The organism is Kitasatospora sp. NPDC101447 (genome assembly GCF_044767225.1).
Lineage (GTDB): Bacteria > Actinomycetota > Actinomycetes > Streptomycetales > Streptomycetaceae > Kitasatospora.
In genome coordinates this window covers 1-25,597 of sequence record NZ_JBIWNL010000012.1, presented here as the reverse complement: position 1 = coordinate 25,597, position 25,597 = coordinate 1, and the positions used below count along the sequence as shown (strand labels likewise).

The 25,597-nt window shown below is 72.8% G+C and carries 23 protein-coding genes and 2 pseudogenes; 16 read left to right on the top strand and 9 right to left on the bottom strand.

Going from position 1 to position 25,597, the window contains the following annotated elements:
- Positions 1-61: 61 nt before the first annotated feature.
- The 3 genes and pseudogenes from ACIRST_RS18775 to ACIRST_RS18765 all read left to right on the top strand — a co-directional run bounded on the left by ACIRST_RS18775 (position 62) and on the right by ACIRST_RS18765 (position 3,755).
- A complete protein-coding gene (locus tag ACIRST_RS18775; RefSeq protein WP_402803175.1) occupies positions 62-1,186 on the top strand; it encodes an adenylate/guanylate cyclase domain-containing protein in 1,125 nt (374 codons plus the stop codon).
- Positions 1,187-1,533: 347 nt separating this feature from the next.
- Positions 1,534-2,691, top strand: a pseudogene (locus ACIRST_RS18770) (diguanylate cyclase domain-containing protein); the annotation flags it as partial.
- 713 nt (positions 2,692-3,404) lie between these two features.
- On the top strand, positions 3,405-3,755 hold the full coding sequence (locus ACIRST_RS18765; RefSeq protein WP_402803174.1) for a hypothetical protein: 351 nt from the start codon (positions 3,405-3,407) through the stop codon (positions 3,753-3,755).
- Here ACIRST_RS18765 and ACIRST_RS18760 read toward each other — a convergent pair.
- On the bottom strand, positions 3,733-4,152 hold the full coding sequence (locus ACIRST_RS18760; RefSeq protein WP_402803173.1) for a TetR/AcrR family transcriptional regulator C-terminal ligand-binding domain-containing protein: 420 nt from the start codon (positions 4,150-4,152) through the stop codon (positions 3,733-3,735). The genes ACIRST_RS18765 and ACIRST_RS18760 overlap by 23 nt on opposite strands.
- Before the next feature lie 45 nt (positions 4,153-4,197).
- Here ACIRST_RS18760 and hutH point away from each other — a divergent pair, with 45 nt between their 5' ends.
- Positions 4,198-5,775 (top strand): histidine ammonia-lyase, encoded by a 1,578-nt coding sequence (gene hutH / locus ACIRST_RS18755; RefSeq protein WP_396551832.1) that lies wholly within the window; start codon positions 4,198-4,200, stop codon positions 5,773-5,775.
- A gap of 28 nt (positions 5,776-5,803) precedes the next feature.
- On the opposite strand, the gene ACIRST_RS18750 is transcribed toward hutH, so the two are convergent.
- Entirely contained in the window at positions 5,804-6,226 is a 423-nt protein-coding gene (locus tag ACIRST_RS18750) for a hypothetical protein (RefSeq protein WP_350520039.1), read from the bottom strand.
- Positions 6,227-6,488: 262 nt separating this feature from the next.
- On the opposite strand from ACIRST_RS18750, the gene ACIRST_RS18745 reads away from it, so the two are divergent.
- Together ACIRST_RS18745 and ACIRST_RS18740 are read left to right on the top strand one after the other, a co-directional pair.
- Positions 6,489-7,358, top strand: coding sequence for a MurR/RpiR family transcriptional regulator (locus ACIRST_RS18745; RefSeq protein ID WP_350520040.1), 870 nt, complete (start codon positions 6,489-6,491; stop codon positions 7,356-7,358).
- Positions 7,359-7,447: 89 nt separating this feature from the next.
- The gene (locus ACIRST_RS18740) at positions 7,448-7,768 is read left to right on the top strand and encodes a hypothetical protein (protein WP_402803172.1); all 321 of its coding nucleotides are present in this window, start codon (positions 7,448-7,450) and stop codon (positions 7,766-7,768) included.
- Between the two features lies 1 nt (position 7,769).
- Here ACIRST_RS18740 and ACIRST_RS18735 read toward each other — a convergent pair whose 3' ends face one another.
- Positions 7,770-8,342: a Uma2 family endonuclease gene (locus tag ACIRST_RS18735; protein ID WP_402803171.1), complete on the bottom strand. Its 573-nt coding sequence runs from the start codon at positions 8,340-8,342 to the stop codon at positions 7,770-7,772.
- Between the two features lie 172 nt (positions 8,343-8,514).
- Between ACIRST_RS18735 and hutU the strand changes: the two genes are divergently transcribed.
- The 4 genes from hutU (at position 8,515) to hutI (ending at position 13,986) form a co-directional block, all read left to right on the top strand.
- Positions 8,515-10,185 carry a urocanate hydratase gene (gene hutU, locus ACIRST_RS18730; protein ID WP_350520042.1) on the top strand — a complete coding sequence of 557 codons (1,671 nt, stop codon included), beginning with the start codon at positions 8,515-8,517 and terminating at the stop codon, positions 10,183-10,185.
- Positions 10,186-10,205: 20 nt separating this feature from the next.
- Positions 10,206-11,387 (top strand): allantoate amidohydrolase, encoded by a 1,182-nt coding sequence (locus ACIRST_RS18725; protein ID WP_350520100.1) that lies wholly within the window; start codon positions 10,206-10,208, stop codon positions 11,385-11,387.
- Complete coding sequence (locus tag ACIRST_RS18720) at positions 11,384-12,736, top strand: formimidoylglutamate deiminase (RefSeq protein ID WP_402803236.1); 1,353 nt, start codon at positions 11,384-11,386, stop codon at positions 12,734-12,736. Before ACIRST_RS18725 ends, ACIRST_RS18720 begins: the two co-directional genes overlap by 4 nt.
- 74 nt (positions 12,737-12,810) lie before the next feature.
- Positions 12,811-13,986: an imidazolonepropionase gene (gene hutI, locus ACIRST_RS18715; protein ID WP_350520044.1), complete on the top strand. Its 1,176-nt coding sequence runs from the start codon at positions 12,811-12,813 to the stop codon at positions 13,984-13,986.
- Positions 13,987-14,320: 334 nt separating this feature from the next.
- On the opposite strand, the gene ACIRST_RS18710 is transcribed toward hutI, so the two are convergent.
- Positions 14,321-15,841, bottom strand: a complete 1,521-nt coding sequence (locus ACIRST_RS18710; protein WP_350520045.1) for an oligopeptide:H+ symporter — start codon at positions 15,839-15,841, stop codon at positions 14,321-14,323.
- 329 nt (positions 15,842-16,170) lie between these two features.
- Here ACIRST_RS18710 and ACIRST_RS18705 point away from each other — a divergent pair, with 329 nt between their 5' ends.
- Entirely contained in the window at positions 16,171-16,845 is a 675-nt protein-coding gene (locus tag ACIRST_RS18705) for a response regulator transcription factor (protein ID WP_030058577.1), read from the top strand.
- Positions 16,846-16,908: 63 nt separating this feature from the next.
- Complete coding sequence (locus ACIRST_RS18700; RefSeq protein ID WP_350520046.1) at positions 16,909-18,156, top strand: ATP-binding protein; 1,248 nt, start codon at positions 16,909-16,911, stop codon at positions 18,154-18,156.
- Positions 18,157-18,204: 48 nt separating this feature from the next.
- On the opposite strand, the gene ACIRST_RS18695 is transcribed toward ACIRST_RS18700, so the two are convergent.
- Entirely contained in the window at positions 18,205-18,900 is a 696-nt protein-coding gene (locus tag ACIRST_RS18695; RefSeq protein WP_402803170.1) for an ester cyclase, read from the bottom strand.
- Between the two features lie 162 nt (positions 18,901-19,062).
- Positions 19,063-19,623, bottom strand: a complete 561-nt coding sequence (locus tag ACIRST_RS18690; protein ID WP_402803169.1) for a GtrA family protein — start codon at positions 19,621-19,623, stop codon at positions 19,063-19,065.
- A gap of 258 nt (positions 19,624-19,881) precedes the next feature.
- Between ACIRST_RS18690 and ACIRST_RS18685 the strand changes: the two genes are divergently transcribed.
- Genes ACIRST_RS18685 through ACIRST_RS18675 form a run of 3 tightly spaced genes read left to right on the top strand, consistent with a single transcriptional unit; the run spans position 19,882 to position 22,789 of the window.
- Positions 19,882-21,021 carry a 5-(carboxyamino)imidazole ribonucleotide synthase gene (locus ACIRST_RS18685; RefSeq protein ID WP_402803168.1) on the top strand — a complete coding sequence of 380 codons (1,140 nt, stop codon included), beginning with the start codon at positions 19,882-19,884 and terminating at the stop codon, positions 21,019-21,021.
- The gene (gene purE, locus ACIRST_RS18680; protein WP_396551822.1) at positions 21,018-21,542 is read left to right on the top strand and encodes a 5-(carboxyamino)imidazole ribonucleotide mutase; all 525 of its coding nucleotides are present in this window, start codon (positions 21,018-21,020) and stop codon (positions 21,540-21,542) included. Before ACIRST_RS18685 ends, purE begins: the two co-directional genes overlap by 4 nt.
- A 32-nt stretch (positions 21,543-21,574) precedes the next feature.
- On the top strand, positions 21,575-22,789 hold the full coding sequence (locus ACIRST_RS18675; RefSeq protein WP_402803167.1) for a dipeptidase: 1,215 nt from the start codon (positions 21,575-21,577) through the stop codon (positions 22,787-22,789).
- A 25-nt stretch (positions 22,790-22,814) separates the two neighbouring features.
- Here ACIRST_RS18675 and ACIRST_RS18670 read toward each other — a convergent pair whose 3' ends face one another.
- The 3 genes from ACIRST_RS18670 to ACIRST_RS18660 all read right to left on the bottom strand — a co-directional run bounded on the left by ACIRST_RS18670 (position 22,815) and on the right by ACIRST_RS18660 (position 25,217).
- A complete protein-coding gene (locus ACIRST_RS18670) occupies positions 22,815-23,228 on the bottom strand; it encodes a CoA-binding protein (RefSeq protein WP_402803166.1) in 414 nt (137 codons plus the stop codon).
- A 43-nt stretch (positions 23,229-23,271) separates the two neighbouring features.
- Positions 23,272-23,736 (bottom strand): hypothetical protein, encoded by a 465-nt coding sequence (locus tag ACIRST_RS18665; protein ID WP_402803165.1) that lies wholly within the window; start codon positions 23,734-23,736, stop codon positions 23,272-23,274.
- 143 nt (positions 23,737-23,879) lie between these two features.
- The gene (locus ACIRST_RS18660) at positions 23,880-25,217 is read right to left on the bottom strand and encodes a UDP-glucose dehydrogenase family protein (RefSeq protein WP_402803164.1); all 1,338 of its coding nucleotides are present in this window, start codon (positions 25,215-25,217) and stop codon (positions 23,880-23,882) included.
- Positions 25,218-25,475: 258 nt separating this feature from the next.
- Here ACIRST_RS18660 and ACIRST_RS18655 point away from each other — a divergent pair.
- Positions 25,476-25,597, top strand: a pseudogene (locus ACIRST_RS18655) (acyl-CoA dehydrogenase); the annotation flags it as partial.

The window sequence follows — 25,597 nt, the reverse complement described above, 5'->3', positions numbered from 1 at the left end:
GGCGGTGCGCCCGGACAGGTAGGACACGAGGCGAGTGCGGCGACCGCACGGGGACGGACCGGTGGCAGAGGACGGCAGCAGCGGCACGACGGCGGGCAGCAACGACCCCACGGTCGCGCTCGAACTGGAACGCCTGATCCTGGACGCGCCGCGCCGTTACACGCCGTACCAGGCCGCGCGCGCCGCCGACGTCCCGATGGAGCTGGCCACCCGGTTCTGGCGGGCCATGGGCTTCCCCGACATCGGCCAGTCCAGGGCGCTCACCGACGGCGACGTGATCGCGCTGCGGCGCCTCGCCGGCCTGGTCGAGTCCGGACTGCTGAGCGAGTCCATGGCCATCCAGGTGGCCCGCTCCACCGGCCAGACCACGGCCCGGCTGGCCGGCTGGCAGATGGACACCTTCCTGGAGAACCTCACCCAGTCCGTCGAACCCGGGCTGACCCGCGCCGACGTGGCCTACCCGCTGGTCGAGCTGCTGCTGCCGGAGCTGGAGCAGTTCCTGGTGTACGTCTGGCGGCGCCAGCTGGCCGCCGTCACCGGCCGGGTGGTGCAGGCCGCCGAGGACCACGAGATCACCAGCGGACGGCTCGCCGTCGGCTTCGCCGACCTGGTCGGCTTCACCCGGCTGTCCCGGCGGCTGGAGGAGGAGGAGCTCGGCGAGCTCGTCGAGACCTTCGAGAACACCTGCTCCGACCTGATCGCCGGACAGGGCGGCCGGGTGATCAAGACCCTCGGCGACGAGATCCTCTACGTCTCGGAGGACCCGGCGACCGCCGCCGAGATCGCGCTCAGCCTGATCGAGGCACTGGCCGGGAACGACGCCATCCCGCCGCTGCGGGTCGGCATGGCCTTCGGCACGGTCACCTCGCGGATGGGCGACGTCTTCGGCACCACCGTCAACCTGGCCAGCCGGCTCACCTCGATCGCGCCCAAGGACGCGGTGCTGATCGACGGCGAGTTCGCCGCCGCGCTGGAGCAGAACGGCAGCGTCGCCCCGGCCGACTCGGAGGGGCCGGGCCTGGCCGAGGCGCTGTCGGCCGCCGCCGGGATGCCCGCCTCCGGGCTGCCGATGCCGGGGCCGGACGCCGGCGCCCGCTTCCACCTGCAGCCGATGTGGCGGCGGCCGGTGCGGGGGCTCGGGCTGGTGGAGCCGTGGCTGCTGACCCGGCGGCTGAAGCCGGAGTAGCGGCGGCGCGGTGCCTGGCACGGCGCCGGGAGGACGGAGCGGGCGGCGACGGGAGGGGTTCGGCTGCTGTTCTGCGGGTGTCGAACGGTTGAAACCCGTACGGTTCTGAGATGGTCCATCCGGGCAAACGGGGCATAACCGAACGAAACCGCCATAGTCTTGGTGCAAGCGGCCGGTCGGGTGCGACCGGGCGACGGGGGTCTGGCAGGACCGAGCACAGGGAGCGAGGCGAGCCGGTGAGCAGTGAGGCGATCATGACGGACCGCGGCTGCGACTGCGGCGGCTCGCGGCACCGCGACCCGCTGCCCGACCTGAGGCTGCAGTCCGTGGTCGAGCTGGCCCAGGACATGGCCGGCGCACTCACCCCCCTGGAGGCCGTCCGGGCCGCCGCCACCCGGGCCACCGAGGCGCTCGGCGCCACCATGGCGGCCGTCTCGGTCTGGGACCGCGAGTCCGGCCGGCTGCGGGTGCTGGTCAACCACGGCGACCTCGCCCCGGGCGAGGAGGAACTGCCCGAGGACGAGTCGTACCCGGTCGCCGACTTCCCCGAGATCGTCACCTATCTGGAGGAGCGCTGGACCACCGGGCGGCTGCCGCGCGCCTGGCTGCAGAGCGCCGAGAACACCGAACCGCACGCCGGCCACACCCACCCGACCGCCGGCGCGTACTGCCGGGAACGCGCCGCGGCGCTGCGCCGGCGCGGACGGGCCTGCTGCGTGGTCGCGCCGATCGTGCTGCACGGGCAGGCCTGGGGTGAGCTGTACCTCGCCCGGTCGGTCGGGATGCCCGAGTTCACCGAGGCCGACGCCGACTACGCGACCCTGCTCGCCGCCCAGGTCTCCGCCGGGCTCGCCCAGACCGAACGCCTCGCCGACCTGCGCAAGCTCGCCTTCTCCGACCCGCTCACCGGCCTCGCCAACCGGCGCGCCGTCGACGCCCGGCTGGAGAGCGCGCTGGAGGCGCACAACCGGCACAACACCGTGGTCTCGCTGGTCGTCTGCGACGTCAACGGGCTGAAGCGGGTCAACGACCAGCTCGGCCACGAGATGGGCGACCGGTTGCTGGAACGGTTCGCCCACCAGCTCTCGCTGGCCGCCGCCAAACTCCCCGGCAGCCTCGCCGCCCGGCTCGGCGGCGACGAGTTCTGCCTGCTGGTGGAGGGGCAGAAGGCCGACGAGGTGGTCGCCGTCGCCGAGGAGCTGTGCGCCCGGGCGCTCGCGCTGTCCGAGGGCGAGGGCGTGGCCTGCGGCGTCGCCTCCACCGGGGACTCCATCGGTCCGGTCACCACCCCCGACCGGCTCTTCCGCCTCGCCGACGCCGCCCAGTACCGGGCCAAGGCCGCCCGCGCCGCCCACCCGGTGGTCGCCGGGCGCAGCCACGGCCCCGGCTTCTCGCCCGACCCCACCGTGCTGCTCGCCGACGCCGCCGACCCGCACCACCGGGCCGACGGGCGGCGCGGGCCGAACGGCCGGGCCGGCACGGGCGACCGGCGGCGGTTCCGCGGCGCCGCCCACAGCGCCGACCCGGGCCAGCTGCTCACCGCCGTCCTCGCCGCCCTCGACCAGGCCGCCGCGGCGCGGGCCGTCCACCCGGCCGACACCCTCGCCAAGCTCGTCGTCGTCGCCGAGACCTCGGCCCGGCTGCTCGACGCCGTCGGCTGGTGGGTCTCGTACGTCCCGCCCGGCTCCCACCTCATGCGCACCGCCCAGCACGCCGTCTACCGGATGACCAGCGGCCCCAGCAGCACCCGCGCCGAGACCCAGCGCGCCCAGATCGAGGCCCCAGACGCCGTCTTCGACCTGCGCCACTACCCGATGACCCGCCGCGCCGTCCGCGGCGGCGCCTTCGCCCTGCGGGCCGGCGCCGCCGGCAACGACCCGGCGGAGGAGGCCATGCTCGTCGTCTCCGGCTACCGCGGCATGGTCGCGGCCGGCGGCCAGAACGCGGCCGGCGGCTGGCTCGTCGAACTCTTCGCCGACGACGCCACCCTCCCCCTCGGCCAGGCCGCCTGCGCGATGCGCGCGCTGGCCGCCGTCGCCCTGGCGGGCGCGGCCTCGCCCCCGGTGGTGTGAGCGCCCGGACGGCGGGTGCTCCCGGGCGTGTTCCGGTTCGGTGACCGGTGTGTCGCGGGTGGGTCGCGGTCGGGGGCCGGGGCTGTCACCGGGGGCGCGGCGGTGGGATGGTGGGTGGCCGGTCGAGCGGCAACGGGGGGCGTGGCGTGGGCAGACGGTTGGCGGGTGCGGCGGTGGCCGGGGTGCTGGTGCTCGGCGGCGGGGTGGCGGTGGCCGCTCCGGCGTCGGCGGTGCCGGTGGTGCGGACGGCGGGGGCGGCGGGAGCGGCGCGTACGGCGCCGGAGCGGGTGCCGCAGGCGCGGGACGGGGCCGGGGTACACCGGATCGCCCGGCTCGCCGGGTCCAAGTCGAAGTCGAAGACGAAGAAGAAGGTGAAGCGCGGCTTCTTCCACGGGTTCTTCCACGGCTTCCTCGGGTGGCTGACCACGGCGCTGCTGATCGTCCTGCTGGTGACGGTCCTGGTCGTCCTCTGGGTCAGGCGCTCGAACCGCCGCTAGCGGTCCGCGGACCGAGGGCGCGCAGTGCGGCGTCGACCAGGCGGTCGGCGTGGTCGTGGCCGAGCGGGCCGAGCCGGTACTGCCAGCGGTAGTGCAGCGGGCCGTAGAGGAGTTCGAGGGCCAGGTCGAGGTCGGCGTCGGGGGCGAGCTGGCCGGCCTCGCGGGCGCTGCGGAGGCGCTGCGGGTGGCGCTGCTGGAGCTGGTCGGGGATCCTGCGGTGGCCGAGCGGCTGCGCGCGCTGTCCGCCGCCGGACGGGCCGAGGGCGGCACCGGCCGGGCGGTCGACCTGATCGAGGCGGAGCTCGGGTCGTAGGGGAGTACCGGCGGGGCGGGGGGTGCGAGGGGGCTGCGGGGTGCGCTGTGGACGCCGAGGTCGGAGAATCCGAATGGCGAGCACCTGTTGTCATATCTTCATTCACCTGATGTGATGGTGTATATGGATATGCACAGTGCTGTGGCCCCCGACGCTCCGCTGGTCCTGGTCGGCAAGGCCGACGTCAGCGCCGAGGACGTTCTGGCCGTCGCCCGGGGCAACGCCCGGGTCGAGATCGGTCCCGACGCGCTCGCCGAGATGGCGGCCGCCCGTGCGCGGATCGACGCCCTCGCGGCCGAGCCGCGCCCCGTCTACGGCGTGTCGACCGGCTTCGGCGCGCTCGCCGTGCGGCACATCAGCCCCGAGCTGCGCGCCCAGCTGCAGCGGTCGCTGGTGCGCTCGCACGCCGCCGGCATGGGCCCGGCCGTCGAGCGCGAGGTGGTCCGCGCGCTGATGTTCCTGCGGATGAAGACGCTGGCCTCCGGCCGTACCGGGGTGCGTCCGCTGGTCGCGCAGACCATGGCCGCCCTGCTCAACGCCGGCATCACCCCGGTGGTCCGGGAGTTCGGCTCGCTCGGCTGCTCCGGTGACCTCGCGCCGCTGTCGCACTGCGCGCTGGTCCTGATGGGCGAGGGCACCGCCACCGGCCCGGACGGCGAGGAGAAGCCCGTCGCCGAGCTGCTCGCCGCCGCCGGCATCGAGCCGGTCGAGCTGCTGGAGAAGGAGGGACTGGCCCTCATCAACGGCACCGACGGCATGCTCGGCATGCTGGTCATGGCCATCTCCGACCTGCAGCGCCTGTTCACCACCGCCGACATCACCGCCGCCATGAGCCTGGAGGCGCTGCTCGGCACCGACAAGGTGCTCGCCCCCGAGCTGCACGCCCCGATCCGCCCGCACCCGGGCCAGGCGCTCAGCGCCGCCAACATGCTGGCCGTCCTCAAGGACTCCGGCCTCACCGGCCACCACCAGGACGACGCACCGCGCGTCCAGGACGCGTACTCGATCCGCTGCGCCCCGCAGGTGGCCGGCGCCGGCCGCGACACCCTGGCGCACGCCCAGCTGGTCGCCTCCCGCGAGCTCGCCGCCTCGGTGGACAACCCGGTGGTGCTGCCGGACGGCCGGGTGGAGTCCAACGGCAACTTCCACGGCGCCCCGGTCGCGTACGTGCTGGACTTCCTCGCCATCGCCGCCGCCGACCTCGGCTCGATCTCCGAGCGCCGCACCGACCGGCTGCTCGACAAGGCCCGCTCGCACGGCCTGCCGGCCTTCCTGGCCGACGACCCGGGCGTGGACTCCGGCCTGATGATCGCCCAGTACACCCAGGCGGCGCTGGTCAGCGAGAACAAGCGGCTCGCCGTCCCGGCCTCGGTCGACTCGATCCCGTCCTCCGCGATGCAGGAGGACCACGTGTCGATGGGCTGGTCGGCCGCGCGCAAGCTGCGCCAGGCCGTCGACAACCTCGGCCGGATCCTCGCCGTCGAACTCACCGCCGCCGCCCGCGCGCTGGAGATCCGTCAGCAGGCCGACTCGGCCGGCCGGATCGCCCCGGCCTCCGCGGCCGCGCTGGCCGTCGCCCGGGAGGCGGGGGTCGGCGGCGCCGGCCGCGACCGCTTCCTCTCGCCGGACCTGGAGGCGGCCGCGGCGCTGGTCGCCTCCGGCGACCTGGTGCGCGCGGTCGAAGAGGTCACCGGCCCGCTGGCCTGACGCACCGCCGGCGCGGGGCGACCGGGGCTCAGTCCCAGTCGCTCCGCGGCCGACGGTCCTCACGGTTGCGGCGCTCGCCGAACGCGGCGGCGAAGTTGACCCCGACGATGCCCGCCCAGCAGACCAGCAGACCGGCGAAGCCGCCGTTCGTGGGGTTGCTGGCGATCGCGGTCAACGGGATGCCGAAGGCCATCGAGACCACCGCGAGCCCGCTGCCGGAGCGCTTGGTCCAGCCCTGGCGGCGGGACCGGTGGTGGCGGTCGCGGTACGGACCCGGCTCGTGGTCGTCCATCCGCTGTGCCACGGAGCGCTCGACCCGCGCGTCCAGGCGGGCGTCGAGGCGCTTCATGAAGGAGTCGACGAGCTCGTCCTCGTACTCCTTGCCGAGCTCCTTGCGGGCCTGCAGGGTGGCGTCGAGGTCGCGCCGCAGATCGTCCTGGCGAGTGTCCATGGGGTCCAGCCTGGCCCCGCGGTGACGCCCGGTCCATCCGTTCGCGGGGGGAATCCGGGCGGGCTCAGGGACAAATCAGGGTTACCCCGAGCCGGACCCGGCGACCGCCCGGGCCCGGCTCGGAAGTGTCCGGATACCGTTCGATCCGGTCCGATCCGCGGGACGTCTCACGTTGCGTCCCGCCGTACGAGACGTCTTTGCCAGGCGCGGCCCGCTGCTGCACAGTCGTCGTCCGAACCGCTCGCACCCGGAGGTACCGCTGATGACCGCCACCGACGAGACCGGCAGCGTCGGCCCCTCCGCCCGGCTGCTCCAGCTCTTCGAGGGCCACCGGCTGACGCCGACCCAGCGCCGGATCGCGCACTCCCTGGTGCGGCACGCCACCGAGGCGCCGTTCCTGTCCAGCGTCGAGGTCGCCGAACTCGCGGGCGTCAGCCAGCCCTCCGTCACCCGCTTCGCGGTCGCCCTCGGGTACGACGGCTACCCGGCGCTGCGCAAGCAGCTGCGCGAACTCGGCGGGGGAGAGCCGACCGCGCCGGAGACCCCGGACGACGCGGTGCGCAACGAGCACCAGCAGGCCGTGCTCGCCGAGATCGCGCACCTGCGCCACCTCGCCGAACTCCTCGCCGACCCGGAGCCGATCATCCGGGCCGCCCGGCTGCTCGCCGCCTCCCGCCCGCTGCCCGTGCTCGGCCTGCGGGCCGCCTCGGCGCAGGCCCGCGGCTTCGCCTACTTCGCCGCCAAGGTGCACCCGGACATCCGGCTCCTGGACGAGGGCGGCAGCATGCTCGCCGATCGCCTCGAACAGGCCGCCGCGGCCGGGGCCACCGCGCTGCTCTGCTTCGCGCTGCCGCGCTACCCGCGGGAGTTGATGGACGCCCTGGCGGTGGCCCGGGAGTGCGGGCTGACCGTGCTCACCGTCGCCGACAGCGCCTTCGCGCCGGTCGCCAAGCTCTCCGACCTGATGCTGCCGGCCGCCGTCGGCACCGGGCTGGTCTTCGACACCGCGTGCGCGCCGATGATGCTCGGCCGGGTGCTGCTGCAGGCCATGTGCGACGAACTCCCGGGCGCGGAAGCCCGGTTGGAGGCGATCGAGCAGTCGGCGGCGGCACGCGGGCTCTTCTTGGAATAGCCGCAGCCCGGAACGGACGCGGCCTGGAGCAGCGACAGGGGAGTAGCCGTCACAAACCCGGGCATCCCCTCCTGCAGGGGGTGTCACCCATGCGCGTGATCCACGAGATGAAGTTCGTCGCCCGCCTGGCCTCGGGTGCCGACGAATGGTCCTGCCCCACCTGCGGGCGCCGAGTCACCCTGCGGCGCCTGCCCGAACCCGAACTGACCGTCCTCGACCCGGGCGACGAGTCCGCCGTCCACGTCGGCGTCATCGAACCCGACGCCCGCGCCGCCGCGGCCGCCGAGAAGTACGGCCTCGGCCCCGTCCAGAACATCCCCCGCCCGCCGTCCCCGCCCACCCCGGACGCCGACGACCGCCGCTGGCTCGCCGAGATCGGCATCGACTGGGACGGTGACGCGGCGGCCTGACTCAGCTGCGGGGCGCGTACAGGGGGAGACCTGAGGTGTCCAGCTCGGCGGGCAGCGGCGCGGGCAGTGGGACGGGCTCGCCGTACTTGCCGTGCAGGATGCCCTGGTAGGCACCGTCGCGGGGGTGGGTGTAGAGCGTCCAGCTGCCGTTGCGCGGGTCGAGCGCGAGGAGCGTCGGCACGCCCGCGACGGCGTACCAGCTGGTCTTGGTCGCGAGGTGGCTGACGGGCGACAGGGTGGGAACCACCTCGACGGCGAGGGCGGTGCGGCGAGGTTCGGCCAACCAGGCGTCGTTGTTCTCCCACTCGACGGGCAGTGCGAGCAGGTCGGGAGTCGCGTAGTCGTCCTCGGCGTCCGGCGGGCCGACGGACGCCGACTCGTAGACGCCGAGTCCTCCGGCCAGTCGTGAGCCGATCCGTTCGCGGAGTCGTCGCACGGTTCCGGCGTGCTTGCCTCGGCGGGGCGGAGACATCAGCAGGGCGCCTCCGATGATCTCGACTCGCAGCTCCGTGCTGCGCTCGATCTCTTCCGCTGCTCGGCGCAGGGCGCCGGGGCGCACGGGGGTGGTTGCCATGAGGTCCTCTGATGGGCCGAGTGGCTGGTGTTCGGGGCCCCAGCGTATGGCGGGCGGCCGTGTTGTCTCACGCCTTGATCGGATTGTTCCGGGGTCTGGTCGAAACCCGCTTGTTTAGTTATATTCAGTCGAACAGAGCTTGAATGAATCCATCCGCAGGGAGGCCGGGACTATGGTGCAGCAGCAGGCGAGCGGGCCGCGCGAGGTGCGCGCGGCGCGTGGCACGGGGCTCACGACGCAGGGGTGGCAGCAGGAGGCCGCCCTGCGGATGCTGATGAACAACCTCGACCCCGAGGTGGCCGAGCACCCGTCGAAGCTGGTCGTGTACGGCGGCACCGGCAAGGCCGCACGGGACTGGCGCTCCTTCGACGCCATGGTGAAGACGCTGCAGGGCCTGAAGCAGGACGAGACCATGCTGGTCCAGTCCGGCCGCCCGGTCGGTGTGATGCAGACCCACGAGTGGGCGCCGCGGGTGCTGATCGCCAACTCCAACCTGGTCGGCGACTGGGCCAACTGGGAGGAGTTCCGCCGGCTGGAGAGCCTCGGGCTCACCATGTACGGCCAGATGACCGCCGGCTCGTGGATCTACATCGGCACCCAGGGCATTCTCCAGGGCACCTACGAGACCTTCGCCGCCGTCGCCAACAAGCGGTTCAACGGCACGCTGGAGGGCACCATCACCCTCACCGCCGGCCTCGGCGGCATGGGCGGCGCCCAGCCGCTGGCCGTCACCATGAACGGCGGCGTGGCGATCTGCATCGACTGCGACCCGTCCCGCATCTCCCGCCGGATCGAGCACCGCTACCTGGACGTCGAGGCCAAGGACCTCAGCCACGCGCTGGAGCTGGCCACCGCCGCCCGCGACAAGAAGCAGCCGCTCTCCATCGGCCTGCTGGGCAACGCCGCCGAGGTCTTCCCGCAGCTGCTCGCGATGGACGCGCCGATCGACATCGTCACCGACCAGACCAGCGCCCACGACCCGCTGAGCTACCTGCCGGTCGGCGTCGCCTTCGACGACATGGCGACCTACGCGGCCGAGAAGCCCGCCGAGTTCACCCAGCGCTCCCGCGAGTCGATGGCCAAGCACGTCGAGGCCATGGTCGGCTTCATGGACCGCGGCGCCGAGGTCTTCGACTACGGCAACTCGATCCGCGGCGAGGCCCAGCTGGCCGGCTACGACCGCGCCTTCGCCTTCCCCGGCTTCGTCCCCGCGTACATCCGCCCACTGTTCTGCGAGGGCAAGGGCCCGTTCCGCTGGGCCGCGCTGTCCGGCGACCCGCAGGACATCCACAAGACCGACAAGGCCGTCCTCGACCTCTTCCCGGAGAACGAGTCGCTGCACCGCTGGATCAAGATGGCCCAGGAGAAGGTGCACTTCCAGGGCCTGCCCGCGCGCATCTGCTGGCTCGGCTACGGCGAGCGCGACAAGGCCGGCGAGCGCTTCAACGACATGGTCGCCTCGGGCGAGCTGTCCGCGCCGATCGTCATCGGCCGTGACCACTTGGACTGCGGCTCGGTCGCCTCCCCGTACCGGGAGACCGAGGCGATGCTGGACGGCTCGGACGCCATCGCCGACTGGCCGCTGCTCAACGCCATGGTCAACGTCGCCTCCGGCGCCTCCTGGGTCTCCATCCACCACGGCGGCGGCGTCGGTATCGGCCGCTCGATCCACGCCGGGCAGGTCACCGTCGCCGACGGCACCGCGCTGGCCGGGGAGAAGATCCGCCGGGTGCTCACCAACGACCCGGGCATGGGCGTCATCCGGCACGTGGACGCCGGCTACGACCGCGCCGACGAGGTCGCCGCCGAGCGTGGCGTGCGCGTCCCGATGGGTGAACTGTGACGGTCCCGTCCTTCGAGGAGATGTGGGCGGAGCTGCTCCCCGTGGGCCGCTCCGCCTCCACCGGCGGCTACCGCCGCTTCGCCTGGAACTCCGCCGACGCCGAGTGTCGCGCCTGGTTCGAGCAGCAGGCCCGCGACCGCGGTCTGGCGTACGAACTGGACCGCAACGGCAACCAGTGGGCCTGGCTGGGCGATCCGCAGGCCGGCGGCGCCGTCGTCACCGGTTCGCACCTGGACTCCGTCCCGGACGGCGGCGCCTTCGACGGCCCGCTCGGGGTGGTCTCCTCCTTCGCCGCGCTGGACGAACTCCGCGCCCGGGGAACGGAGTTCACCCGGCCGCTGGCGATCGTCAACTTCGGTGACGAGGAGGGCGCCCGGTTCGGCGTGGCCTGCATCGGCTCCCGGCTGACCGCCGGCGTGCTCTCCCAGGAGGCCGCGTACGAGCTGCGCGACGCCGCCGGCGTCCGGCTGCCCGACGCGATGGAGAAGGCCGGCTACGACCCGACCGGGATCGGTGCGGACGACGACCGGCTGGCCCGGATCGGCGCCTTCGTCGAACTCCACGTCGAGCAGGGCCGCTACCTCGCCGAGGGGCAGCCGGTCGGGGTGGCCGGCGCGATCTGGCCGCACGGCCGCTGGCGGTTCGACTTCCACGGCGAGGCCAACCACGCCGGCACCACGCGGATCGAGGACCGCCGCGACCCGATGCTGACCTACGCCAACACCGTGCTCGCCGCTCGCAAGAAGGCGAAGCTGGCGGGCGCGCTGGCCACCTTCGGCAAGGTCGCGGTCGAGCCCAACGGCACCAACGCGATCGCCTCGCTGGTGCGCGGCTGGCTGGACTCCCGGGCGGCCGACGAGCGCACCCTCACCGCGCTGGTCGCCGAGATCGAGCAGGCCGCCGCCGAGCGCGGCGAGCGCGACGGCGTCCGGGTCGAGCTGACCCGCGAGTCCTACACCCCGGTGGTGGACTTCGACGGGCCGCTGCGCGACCGGCTCGCCAAGCTGCTGGACGCCCCGGTGCTGCCCACCGGGGCGGGACACGACGCCGGGATCCTGGCGTCCGCGATCCCGACCGCCATGCTGTTCGTGCGCAACCCCAGCGGCGTCTCCCACTCCCCGGCCGAACACGCCGAGGTGGCCGACTGCCTGGCCGGGGTCACCGCCCTCGCCGACGTACTGGAGGACCTCGCGTGTCAGTGACCGCAGTGAGCTACTGGGCCCAGTACGCCTGGCTGCCGCACCCGAACGGGCCGGTGGTCGAGCGGGACGTGCTGATCGCCACCGGCCCCGACGGCCGGACCACCTCGGTGACGCCGGACAGCGGGCCCTGCCCGCCCGGCGCCGTCCGGCTCGAAGGGCTGCTGCTGCCGGGGCAGGCGAACGCCCACTCGCACGCCTTCCACCGGGCGCTGCGCGGGCACGTGCAGGTCGGCTCCGGCACCTTCTGGACCTGGCGCGACACCATGTACCGGTTCGCCGGCGCGCTCGACCCGGACGCCTACCTGGAGCTCGCCACCGCCGTCTACGCCGAGATGGCGCTGGCCGGGATCACCGCCGTCGGCGAGTTCCACTACCTGCACCACGCACCCGGCGGGGCCCGCTACACCGACCCGAACGCGATGGGCGAGGCGCTGATCGAGGCCGCCGCCCGGGCCGGCATCCGGATCACCCTGCTGGACACCTGCTACCTGTCGGCCGGCTTCGGCGCCGAGCCCACCAAGCCGCAGCAGCGGTTCAGCGACGGCGACGCGCAGGCCTGGGCCGAGCGCGTGGACGCGCTCAAGCCCCGCGAGCACGCCCGGATCGGCGCCGCCATCCACTCGGTCCGGGCCGTCCCGGCCGAGCAGCTGGGCACCGTCGCGCACTGGGCGGCGATGCGCAAGGCGCCGCTGCACGTCCACCTGTCCGAGCAGACCGCCGAGAACGACGCCTGCCTGACCGCGCACGGCGTCACCCCGACCCGGCTGCTCGCCGACCACGGCGCGCTCGGCCCGCGCACCTCGGTCGTGCACGCCACCCACCTCACCGACGAGGACGTCAAGCTCCTCACCGACTCCTCCACGACCGTCTGCATGTGCCCCACCACCGAACGGGACCTCGCGGACGGCATCGGCCCGGCCCGCCGGCTCGCCTCGGCGGGCTGCCCGATCACCCTGGGCAGCGACAGCCACGCGGTCATCGACCCGTTCGAGGAGGCCCGCGCGCTGGAGCTGGACGAGCGGCTGCGCACCCGGACCCGCGGCCACTGGACGGCCAACGCGCTGCTGCGGGCCGGCACCGAGGACGGCCACGCCTCGCTGGGCTGGCCGGAGGCCGGCCGGGTCGAGGCCGGGGCGCTCGCCGACTTCACGGTGATCGCGCTGGACTCGGTCCGCACCGCGGGCCCGCCGCCCCGGCTCGGCGCCGAGATCGCGGTCTTCGCCGCCTCGGCGGCGGACGTGCGGCATGTGGTGGTCGGCGGCCGGCACGTCGTGCGGGACGGCGTGCACCAGCTGGTGGCCGACGTGCCCGGCGCGCTGCGGTCCGCCATCGGCGCGCTGGACTGCTGAACCCCCGTCGAACGCCCCGCCGAACCCCGTCCGCTGCTGGAACCCCAGTCCACCTCCCTCCGGAAGGCCTTGTCTTGAGCACCAGGACCACCTTGATCACGGGCATCGGCAGCCTGGTCACCAACGACCCCGGACAGGGCAGCGGGCCGCTCGGCCTGCTGGCCGACGCGGCCGTGGTGCTGGACGGCGCCACCGTCGCCTGGGTCGGCCCGGCGGCACAGGCCCCGGCCGCGGACGAGCGCTTCGACGCCGAGGGCCGGGCCCTGCTGCCCGGCTTCGTCGACTCGCACGCCCACCTGGTGTTCGCCGGCGACCGCACCGCCGAGTTCAACGCCCGGATGTCCGGGCAGGCGTACACGGCAGGCGGGATCCGCACCACCGTGGCGGCCACCCGCGCCGCGAGCGACGCCGAACTGGAGGCCAACCTCGACCGGTTCGTCCGGGAGGCGCTGCGCCAGGGCACCACCACCATCGAGTGCAAGTCCGGCTACGGGCTGACGGTGGCGGACGAGGCCCGGGCGCTGCGGATCGCCTCCCGGCACACCCCGGAGACCACCTACCTCGGCGCGCACGTGGTGGCGCCCGAGTACGCCGAGGACCCGGCCGGGTACGTCGACCTGGTCACCGGCGAGATGCTGGACGCCTGCGCCCCGCACGCCCGCTGGGTGGACGTGTTCTGCGAGAAGGGCGCCTTCGACGGCGACCAGGCGCGGGCGATCCTGACCGCCGGCATCGAGCGCGGCCTCACCCCCCGGGTCCACGCCAACCAGCTCTCGTACGGGCCCGGCGTGCAGCTCGCCGTCGAGCTGGGGGCCGCCTCGGCGGACCACTGCACCCACCTGACGGACGAGGACGTGGCGGCGCTGGCCGGCTCGGGGACGGTCGCGACCCTGCTGCCGGGGGCGGAGTTCTCCACCCGGGCCGAGTACCCGAGCGGGCGCCGGCTGCTGGACGCGGGGGCGGTCGTGGCGCTGTCCACCGACTGCAACCCGGGCTCCAGCTTCACGAGCTCGATGGCGTTCTGCATCGCGGTGGCGGTGCGGGAGATGGGGATGACGCCGGACGAGGCGGTCCGGGCGGCCACCGTGGGCGGCGCCCAGGCGCTGCGGCGCACCGACGTCGGCGTGGTCGCGCCCGGCGCCCGCGCCGACCTGCTGCTGCTCGACGCACCCTCGCACGTCCACCTGGCCTACCGGCCGGGCGTGCCGCTGACGGCCGCGGTCTGGCGAGCGGGCGTCCGCGAGGTCTGACCGACGGTCTGCGGGAGGCCCCCGCGCCCCCGGGGTGGCGGGCGCGGGGGCCTCCTGTCGTTCCCGGGCCCCCGCCGTTCGCGGGGGCCTTTCGTCGTTCCCGGGCCCTCGCCGTTCGCGGGGGCCCGTTCCTCTCCTCCGAGGTCTGTTCGCGGCCCGCTGTTCTCCGGTCCCCGCCGCCCTACCGGGTGCCGTGGGCCCGCCGCCGTACCGGGTGCCGTGGGCCCGCCGCCGTACCGGGCGCCGTGCACCGTGGGCGGAAAAACGACCGGGGCCGCCGTGGATCTCAGGAATCCACGGCGGCCCCGGAAGCGGTGGGCCGGTCAGGCGGGCGTCAGTGGACGCCGCCCATGAGCGCCTGGACGCGCTTGCGGCCCATGTAGACCGCGACGCCGGCCAGGGTCGCGAGCGCTGCCTGCAGCGCGATGATCCCGGTGCCGTCCAGGTTGACGCCGGCCAGCGAGAGCAGGCTGGTGGTGCAGTCACCGGCGGTGACGGCGAGGAACCAGACGCCCATCATCTGGGAGGCGTACTTCTGCGGCGCCATCTTGGTGGTGACCGAGAGGCCGACCGGGGAGAGGCACAGCTCGCCGATGGTCTGGATCATGTAGATCGAGACGAGCCACATCGGGGAGACCTTGCCGTCGCCCGCCATGTTCATCGGGACGATGAAGATGAAGAACGAGGCACCGATCAGGACCAGGCCCATCGCGAACTTCACGATGGTGTTGGGCTCCTTGTTCCGGCGGGACAGCCACAGCCACAGCCAGGCGAAGACCGGCGCGAGCGCCATCACGAACAGCGGGTTCAGCGACTGGTACCAGGTGGCCGAGAAGCCGAAGCCGAGCAGGGTGTCCGCGGTGTTCTTGTCGGCGAACAGGGAGAGCGTCGAGCCGCCCTGGTCGTAGATCATCCAGAAGATGGCGGCCGCGGCGAAGAACCAGATGTACGCGGACATCTTGGACTGCTCGCCGGTGCTCAGGTCCTTGTCGCGCTTTATGCGGGTCAGGACGACGACCGGGATGAGCAGACCGGCGATGGTCAGCGGCACCAGGGCCCAGTTCAGCGTGTAGACGCCCAGGGCGACGACGGCGCCGTAGAAGACGGCGATCGCGAGGACGGTCGCACCGGCCTTCAGCAGCAGGCTCTTGCGCTCGGCGGGCATGAGCGGGTTCGGGACCAGGCTGCTCTTGGGGCTCAGGTGGCGGGTGCCCAGCAGGAACTGCAGCAGGCCGAGGCCCATGCCGACGGCGGCCAGGGCGAAGCCCAGGTGCCAGTTGTACTCCTTGCCGACCGTTCCGATGATGAACGGGGCGGCGAAGGCACCGAGGTTGATGCTCATGTAGAAGACGGTGAAGCCACCGTCGCGGCGCGGGTCCTCGGGGCCGTTGTACAGGTGGCCGACCATCGTGGAGATGTTGGCCTTCAGCAGCCCGGAGCCGACCGCGACCAGGAGCAGGCCGGCGAAGAACGCCGCCTGGCCCGGGACGGCCAGCGCGAGGTGGCCGGCCATGATCACGAAACCGGCGACGGTGACGGTCTTGCGGGCACCCCAGACCCGGTCGCCGAACCAGCCGCCGGGGTAGGCCATGAGGTAGACCATGGAGACGTAGACGGAGTAGATCGCCGTCGCCATCGTCGCCTTCATGGCGAGGCCGCCGCCCTGGCTGCCGGCTGCCGCGTCGGCACCGCCGGAGACCAGGTAGTAGATGAGCAGGGCGCGCATGCCGTAGTAGGAGAAGCGCTCCCACATCTCGGTCATGAACAGCGTGGCGAGGCCTCGGGGGTGCCCGAGGAAGGTCTTGCCGCTGGGGGAGGTCGACGCGAGGTCGGCAACCCGGGTGGTAGACGCCATGTGTAGTGGTTCCTTGCCTGACAGCGTCCGCCTAGGGGGGTGGCGGCGGACGTGGACGAAACCACTCTACGTGGCGATATTTGGCTCTATCAGATGACAAAAGGCATGGATTAGGTATGCCGATGGCAAAGGGATCAACGGATCTCCCCGATCGATCCATGGTAGATGGGGTTCTCTCCCTTCGGATTCAAGATCGAGAAGGGGAATCTGCACTGAACCGGCGGACTGCAACGCCCTGTTGAGATCACTTGAATGCTTGTATAACGATCACGCTCTGTGAACTACCTCACAGGGCGTCCGGGCATACCCCGGCGGACTACCATCACCACATGACCTGTGTGCTGCTCGCCGAGGACGATCCGGCGATCTCCGAACCGCTCGCCCGGGCCCTGCGACGCGAGGGCTATGAGGTGCTCGTCCGCGAGGACGGTCCGACCGCACTGGCCGCCGGCCTCACCGAGGAGGTCGACCTCGTCGTCCTCGACCTCGGGCTGCCCGAGATGGACGGCCTTGAGGTCTGCCGCCGACTGCGCGCCGACGGCAAGAGCTGCCCCGTCCTGGTGCTCACCGCCCGCGCCGACGAGGTGGACACCGTGGTCGGCCTGGACGCCGGCGCCGACGACTACGTCACCAAGCCCTTCCGCCTGGCCGAACTGCTGGCCCGCGTCCGGGCGCTGCTCCGGCGCGGCAACGTCGACCAGCTCACCACCGGCGCGCACGGGGTGAAGATCGACATCGAGTCGCACCGCGCCTGGCTCGGCGACGAGGAGCTCACCCTCTCCGCCAAGGAGTTCGAGCTGCTGCGCGTCCTGGTCCGGGACGCCGGCCGGGTGGTCACCCGCGAGGAGATCATGCGGCAGGTCTGGGACACCACCTGGTGGACCTCGACCAAGACCCTGGACATGCACATCTCCTGGCTCCGCAAGAAGCTCGGCGACGATGCGGCGAACCCCCGCTACATCGCCACCGTGCGCGGGGTGGGGTTCCGGTTCGAGAAGAATTAGCCCCGTACGGAGACCAGGACCGGGCCACGGCCGGTGAAGCGGAACACCTCGGGGAGCGGCAGCGTGAAACGCCGGATGATCAACTCGCTGCTGGGCGTCGTCCTGGTGGTGGTCGTGGTGTTCTGCGTGCCGCTCGCCCTGGTGGAGAAGCGCACCATCGTCAACTCGGCCCAGGACCGGGTCGACGCCGCCGCCGTCCGGGTGCTCGCCCTGGTCGAGAGCCGGATCGCGGCGGGTGAGTCGGTCACCAACGAGCGGGCCTTCGAGAGCCAGGTCACCGAGGGCAGCTACGTCGAGGTGCAGGTCCCCGGCCAGCCGGTCCTCTCGGCCGGTCAGCGCCCGGCCGGCGACCACCTGCTGAAGGCCGTCGAGCGCGGCAACAGCGGCGAGACCGTCACCGTCGAGCAGTCCCGCGCGGACGTCGACCACGAGATCGCCAACAACCTGCTGCTGCTCGGCGTGGTCGCCCTGCTGGCCGTCCAGGCCGCCGTGGCGCTCGCGGTCTGGCAGGCCAAGCGGCTCGCCCGGCCGCTCACCGACCTCGCCGAGACCGCCGAACGGCTCGGCTCCGGTGACCCGCGCCCGCGCGACCGCCGCTACGGGGTGCCCGAACTCGACCGGGTCGCCGAGGTGCTGGACACCAGCGCCGAGCGGATCGCCCGGATGCTCACCGCCGAGCGCCGGCTCGCCGCCGACGCCTCGCACCAGCTGCGCACCCCGCTCACCGCGCTCTCCATGCGGCTGGAGGAGATCATCGCCCTCGCCGAGGACCCGGAGACGGTCAAGGAGGAGGCGACCATCGCCCTCCAGCAGGTCGAGCGGCTCACCGACGTCGTCCAGCGGCTGCTCACCACCCAGCGCGACCCGCGCAGCCCCACCGCCGTCGCCTTCGACCTGGACGAGGTCATCAAGCAGCAGGTGGAGGAGTGGGGGCCGTCGCTCCGCGAGACTGGCCGGGTGCTGTCCCTGGAGGGCCTGCACGGGGTCACCGCCGTCGGCACCCCGGGGACGGTCGCCCAGGTGCTGGCCACCCTGATCGAGAACTCGCTGATGCACGGCGCCGGGACGATCACCCTGCGGGTCCGGCCGTCCGGCACCTCGGTGGTGGTCGAGGTGCAGGACCAGGGCGCCGGGGTGCCGCCGGACCTCGGCAACCGGGTGTTCGAGCGCGCGGTCAGCGGCCGCAACTCCACCGGCATCGGCCTCGCCGTCGCCCGCGACCTCGCGGAGGCGGACGGCGGGCGGCTCGAACTGCTCTCGCTGAAGCCCCCGGTGTTCGCGCTCTTCCTCGGGCGCAGCCAGGAGGACTGACGGGCCACGGGCCCGTCCTCCGGCCCGTGCCGACGGGCCCCGACGGGGTCAGGCGCCGGGGAGCACGCCGAGCTGGCGCATCAGGCCCATCACGTCCCACTGCCACCAGCCCTCGCAGATCTTCCCGTCCTTGAAGCGGAAGGTGGTCGTGCCGCGGCCGACCACCGACTTGCCGGTGTTCGGCACGCCCATGAAGTCGGCCTTCTGGGTGGCGTGCCAGGTCCACCGGGTGGCCACCTCGTCGCCCTCGGCGATCTGGCCCTCGGTGTCGAAGCGGAAGTCGAAGGCGCCCAGGTAGCCGCTGCAGCGCTCCCGGAACGCGGCCGGGCCGACGGCGTCGCTCTCGCTGCCGTAGTCGTGGTCGCGGTAGTCGGCGGTCATGCACTCGTCGATGACGTCGAGGTTGCCGCGGGACAGCTCCTCCAGGACCCGGCTCGCGGTGGCCTTGTCGAACCCGAGAGCGCGGGTCACGTCGAGGTCGGTGAAGGTCGGCGGCATGTCGCAGAGTGCCACCATCTCGCGGAAGATCCGGTCGGTCTCGGGCAGGCGGGAGTTCTTCATCGCCTCGTCGTAGGAGGGGAACTCCACGATCTCCACCACGTGCCTGGTGTCGGAACGGTCGGTGCCCACCACCGCGTGGGAGGCGGTCCGCCGGCCCCTGGTCGCCTCGACCCAGGTGTCCATCAGCCGGTTGAGGTCGTCGAGCCTGTCGGTCTTGCAGTCGATGATCTGGACGAACGTCATGGCGAGCCTCCTGGACCCCCCTCGGCCGTGATCGTTCGCCGACCGCGCTCGCCTTCGGTAACCACTCTCCTCCGGCGGTGGCGGAGGCGGCAAGCCCGGGAAACGGCGAGCCCCGGTGGCCGGTTCGGCCTGCCGGGGCTGCGGTGGTACGCGGGGAGGGGGCTACTCGGCCTTCGCGTAGCGGATCTGCTCGGTGGCGAGCATCAGCTCGGCCTGGGCGGCCAGGTCCTGGCCGTCGGCGGTGCCCACCGGCTGCTGGGCCGGCAGCTCGACCGGCTCCGGGTCGGCCTTGAACACCCAGGTCCGGTACGAGACGAAGCGGAACACGGTGGCCACCGCGAGGCCGATCACCTTGGCGCCCAGCTGCTCGTAGTGCGAGTCCAGCTTCAGCACGTACACCGAGAAGCCGAGCACGCCGGTCTCGATCAGCATGCCGATGCCGCTGTAGACGAGGAAGAGGGTGATCTCCCGCTTGCGGGAGGCGGCGTCGCGGTCCCGGTACAGCCAGTAGCGGTAGCCCAGGTAGTTGGTCGCGATCGCGATCACCGTCGCCGCGATGTTCGACCGCACCGAGGCCAGGCCCAGGCCGTTGATGCAGACCCAGAAGACGGCGAAGTTGACCACCACGCCGCTCAGGCCGACGATGCCGAACTTCACGACTTCGCCCTGGAGCCCGCGCAGTTTCTGCGCGAGCGAGGAGTTCGAAGCTGCGGTCGTCGCCATACCGGACTGCCTCCATGTGCCTGCGGGTCGAAAGGGCTGATCGCAGCGGTGCGGTCGCCCCTTGAGCCCTGCGTGCACGCACATGATCGGACCGCGTAGACCAGGACCTGGCCGTCCAGGCTACCCGCTTCCACCGGACGGCTCAGACGTGAGGGGGCCGACTTGACATCTACGCGCGTCCGCTCCCCGAGGCCCACCGGCGGCTCCACCACCCCCCACCGGCCCGGATATCCTGGCGGAGTGACTTCCCCGGGCAATGTGAATTTTCCAGTGGTGGGCATGATCGGCGGCGGGCAGCTGGCCCGCATGGCACACCAGGCGGGCATCCCGCTCGGGGTCAGGTTCAAACTCCTCGCCGACACGCCCCAGGACTCCGCCGCACAGGTGGTCTCCGACGTCGTCCTCGGTGACTACCGCGACCTCGGCACCCTGCGGCGCTTCGCCGCCGGCTGCGACGTGATCACCTTCGACCACGAGCACGTCCCCACCGAGCACCTGCGGGCCCTGGAGGCCGACGGCATCGCCGTCCGCCCCGGCCCGGAGGCGCTCGTCAACGCCCAGGACAAGGGCGTGATGCGGGCCAAGCTGGACTCCATCGGGGTGCCCTGCCCCCGGCACCGGATCGTCGCCGACCCGGCCGACGTCACCGCGTTCGCCGAGGAGGGCTCCGGCTACCCGGTCGTCCTGAAGACCGTCCGCGGCGGCTACGACGGCAAGGGCGTCTGGGTCGTCGACGACGAGCAGGAGGCCCAGGCCCCGTTCCTGGCCGGCGTCCCCGTGCTGGCCGAGGAGAAGGTCGACTTCGTCCGCGAGCTGGCCGCCAGCGTCGTCCGCTCGCCCAGCGGCCAGGCCGTCGCCTACCCGGTCGTGGAGAGCGTCCAGGAGAACGGCGTCTGCGCCGAGGTCACCGCCCCGGCGCCCGACCTCGACCCGGCGCTGTCCGACGAGGCCCAGCAGCTCGCCCTGCGGATCGCCGGCGAGCTCGGCATCACCGGCCACCTCGCCGTCGAGCTGTTCCAGACCCGCGACGGCCGGATCCTGGTCAACGAGCTGGCCATGCGCCCGCACAACTCCGGGCACTGGACCCAGGACGGCGCCGTCACCTCGCAGTTCGAGAACCACCTGCGGGCCGTCCTCGACCTCCCGCTCGGCGACCCCCGGCCGCGCGCCAAGTGGACCGTCATGGTCAACGTCCTCGGCGGCGACTACCCGGACATGTACCACGCCTTCCTGCACTGCATGGCCCGCGACCCCGGGCTGCGGATCCACATGTACGGGAAGGACGTGAAGCCCGGCCGCAAGGTCGGTCACGTCAACGTCTTCGGGGACGACCTCGAAGACGTCCGCGAGCGCGCCCGCCACGCGGCCGCCTACCTGCGAGGAACGATCACCGAATGACCTCTCCAGTCGTTGGCATCGTCATGGGCTCGGACTCCGACTGGCCCGTCATGGAGGCCGCCGCCCAGGCCCTGGACGAGTTCGAGATCCCGTACGAGGTAGACGTCGTCTCCGCCCACCGGATGCCGCGCGAGATGGTCGCGTACGGCGAGAACGCCCACAAGCGCGGACTCAAGGCGATCATCGCGGGCGCCGGCGGCGCGGCCCACCTGCCGGGCATGCTGGCCTCCGTCACCCCGCTGCCGGTCATCGGCGTGCCGGTGCCGCTGCGCTACCTGGACGGCATGGACAGCCTGCTGTCGATCGTCCAGATGCCCGCCGGTGTCCCGGTGGCGACCGTCTCGGTGGCCGGCGCGCGCAACGCGGGCCTGCTCGCGGTGCGGATGCTCGCCGCCTTCGACGCCGAACTCGCCGAGAAGATGACCGACTTCCAGGCCGAGCTGAACAGCCAGGCCACCGAGAAGGGCAAGAAGCTCCGGGCCAAGGTGGCCGGTTCCGGCTCCTTCGGCTTCGGCAAGTAATCCCGCTGGTGGGGTGGGGTAGAACAGGCCGTATGACTTCTCCGACGGACTCCCCCGCCCCGCTGGACCGCGCCCGCGCCCTGCTGCGCACCGCCCCCGTGGTGGACGGCCACAACGACCTCCCGTGGGCGATGCGCGAGCAGGCCGGGTACGACCTCGGCGCGCTCGACCTCGCCGCCGACCAGAGCGACCGCCTGCACACCGACCTCGCCCGCCTCGCGGAGGGCGGGGTCGGCGCGCAGTTCTGGTCCGTCTACGTCCCCGCCTCGCTGGCCGGCGACCACGCGGTGAGCGCCACCCTGGAGCAGGTCGACTTCGTCCACGCCCTGGTCGAGCGCTACCCCGACCGGCTCCGCCTCGCCCGTACCGCCGCCGACATGGAGGCCGCCCGCGCGGAGGGCCGGATCGCCTCCCTGATGGGCGCCGAGGGCGGCCACTCCATCGACTGCTCGCTCGCCACCCTGCGCGCCCTGTACGAGCTGGGCGTGCGCTATCTGACGCTCACCCACAACGACAACGTGCCGTGGGCCGACTCCGCGACCGACGAGCCGGTCGCCGGCGGGCTGACCCGTTTCGGCGAGGAGGTCGTCCGGGAGATGAACCGGCTCGGCATGCTGGTCGACCTCTCGCACGTCTCCGCCGACACCATGCGGGACGCCCTGCGGGTCACCGAGGCGCCGGTGGTCTTCTCGCACTCCTCCGCCCGCGCGGTCTGCGACCACCCGCGCAACATCCCGGACGACGTGCTCGCCCAGCTGCCCGCCAACGGCGGCGTGGCGATGGCCACCTTCGTGCCCAAGTTCATCCTGCCCGCCGCCATCGAGTGGACCCTCGCCGCCGACGCGAACATGAGCGCCCACGGCTTCCACCCGCTGGACACCACCCCGCCGGCCATGGAGCGCCAGCGCGCCTTCGAGGCCGAGCACCCGCGCCCGATCGCCACCCCCGCCACCGTCGCCGACCACCTCGACCACATGCGCGAGGTCGCCGGCATCGACCACATCGGCATCGGCGGCGACTTCGACGGCACCGCCTTCCTGCCGGACGGCTTGGACTCGGTGGCCGGCTACCCCAACCTGGTCGCCGAACTCCTGCGCCGGCACTGGTCGGAGGCCGACCTGGCCAAGCTCACCTGGCACAACGCCGTCCGCGTGCTGCGCGACGCCGAGTCCGTCGCCGCCACGCTGCGGGCGAGCCGCCGGCCGTCCATCGCGACCATCGCGCAGCTGGACGGCGAGCGCTCCTGAACCGCTGAACCCCTGGTCCGGCCTGCTAGTCCAGCAGCGGGATCTCGATGGCCGGGCACTTGTCCATCACCATCGCCAGCCCGGCCTCCCGGGTGCGCGCGTACGCGGCCTCGTCCACCACCCCCAGCTGGAACCAGACCGCCTTCGCCCCGACCGCGACGGCCTCGTCGGCCACCTCCCCGGCCAGCGCGCTGTTCACGAACACGTCCACCACGTCGACCTGGAACGGGATCTCGGCGAGCGAGGCGTAGCCCTGCTCGCCGAAGACCGTCTCGGCCTTCGGGTGCACCGGCACGACGCGCTTGCCGTAGCGCTGCAGGACCCGGGCCACCCCGTACGCGGCCCTGGCCGTGTTGGTGGAGAGGCCGACCACGGCCCAGGTGTCTCCGGTGTCGGTGAGGATCTCGCGGACCGTCGCGTCGTCGCCGTAGCTCGTCATGCCGGTACCAACGACGGTCGCGGGCGCGGGATTCCGGCCCGGCTCAGGTGTCGAAGGCGCGGAGCTTGACGCGGGCGGTGCCGCCGGCCTCGTAGGTGGCGTCCAGGTGGACGAACATGGCCTGCCCGTCGGGGCGGGAGGCGTCGGCGCTCCCGAAGCTCAGGCCGGAGGCGTTGTCGGTGCCGGGCCGGACCCGCGGGAAGGCGGCGGTCAGCCGCTGGGCCAGTTCGTCCCGGGGCATCCTGAACTCCACGGTGTAGCCGCGGTCCTGCCAGCCCCCGTCGTCCGTGCAGACGGCCTCGGTGGCCTGGGCGGGCATCGAGCCGCCCGCGAACTCCATCGCCTCCGAGCAGCCGACCGCGTGGGGCTTGCCGCCCTCGGTCATCAGGAGTGCGCAGAAGCCGAGGAAGGCGAGCGGCGCGATCAGGACGATGCCCAGGAAGGCGAGCGACAGCCCGGTGACCCACCTGTGCCGTCCGGCGTGCCGCTCGACGCGTTCGGCGTGCATGAAGAACCCCCCGGTCTCCCCGTACCGGCGCGACCGCCGGTGCACCCGGATCCTCGCACATGACTTGAACGCGTTCAAATCATCGCTTCGGGGCAAACGGAAGCGCCCGCCCCCGGGTCGGGGACGGGCGCCGGAAGCGGGGATCAGCTGGGGCGGCCCAGGGCGCGGTAGGTCCAGCCGGCGGCGCGCCAGGCGTCGGCGTCCAGGACGTTGCGGCCGTCGAGGAGGCGGCGCTCGGCGACCACCGCGCCCAGCTCGGCCGGGTCCAGCTCGCGGAACTCGGCCCACTCGGTGAGGTGGAGGACGACGTGGGCGCCCTCGGCGGCCTCCAGGGCGGAGTCGGCGTACGCGAGCGAGGGGAACATCTTGCGGGCGTTGTCCACGGCCTTCGGGTCGTAGACGGTGACCTGGGCGCCCTGGAGCTGGATCTGGGCGGCCACGTTCAGGGCGGGGGAGTCCCGGATGTCGTCCGAGTTGGGCTTGAAGGCCGCACCGAGGACGGCGACCCGGCGGCCCAGGAAGCCGCCGCCGCACTGCTCGCGGGCCAGCTCGACCATCCGGGAGCGGCGCCGCATGTTGATCGAGTCGACCTCGCGCAGGAAGGTCAGCGCCTGGTCGGCGCCGAGCTCGCCGGCCCGGGCCATGAACGCGCGGATGTCCTTGGGCAGGCAGCCGCCGCCGAAGCCGAGGCCGGAGTTGAGGAACTTGCGGCCGATCCGCTCGTCGTGGCCGAGTGCCGTGGAGAGCAGGGTGACGTCCGCACCGGCCGCCTCGCAGACCTCGGCCATCGCGTTGATGAAGGAGATCTTGGTGGCCAGGAAGGAGTTGGCGGCGGCCTTGACCAGCTCGGCGGTCGCGTAGTCGGTGACCAGGAACGGCACCCCGGCCGCGATCGGCTCGGCGTACACCTCGCGCAGCAGCCGCTCGGCCCGCTCGCTCTGGGCGCCGACCACGATGCGGTCCGGCCGCAGGGTGTCCTGGACGGCGAAGCCCTCGCGCAGGAACTCCGGGTTCCAGGCGAGCTCGGCGCCCTCGCCGACCGGCGCCAGGGCGGCCAGCCGCTCGGCCAGCCGGGCCGCCGAGCCGACCGGCACGGTGGACTTGCCGACCACCAGCGCGGGGCGGGTCAGGTGCGGCGCCAGCTCGTCGATCACGGTGTCCACGTACGACATGTCGGCGGCGAACTCGCCCTTGCGCTGCGGGGTGTTGACGCAGACGAAGTGCACGTCGGCGAACTCGGCGACCTCCTCGACGGAGGTCGTGAAGCGCAGTCGCCCGGTCGAACCCTCGTGCCCGGCCACGTGCTTGAGCAGCAGCTCGGACAGGCCCGGCTCGTACATCGGGACGCGGCCGGCGGTGAGCATGGCGATCTTGTCCGGGTCGATGTCCAGACCCAGCACCTCGAAGCCGAACTCGGCCATGGCGGCGGCATGCGTGGCGCCGAGGTAGCCGGTGCCGATCACGGAGATGCGGAGGGTCACGGGTTCTCCCTGGAGGCGGACTCGACCGGTCAGGATGCGGATCCGACCGGTACGGATGCCCCTGATGCTATCCGTCCGGTCCGGGCGTGCAGGGGCCGCCCGCACGCCCGGGGCGCTAGGCAGCCGCAGGTCGGAGCCCTAGGATCTCTACTGAACGGTAGTTAACCCCGGATTCGACGTCGATCGGACCGGATCGAGCGGACCGGATCCGACTTCGGTCACTGGACTTCGGTCACTGGACGACGAGGCAGGCATCACATGGCGGGCAGCGCAGGGGCGGCTGACTTCGATCTCTTCCGTGTCTCCGAGGAGCACGAGATGCTCCGTGAGGCGGTGCGTTCGCTGGCTGAGGCGAAGATCGCTCCGTTCGCGGCGGAGGT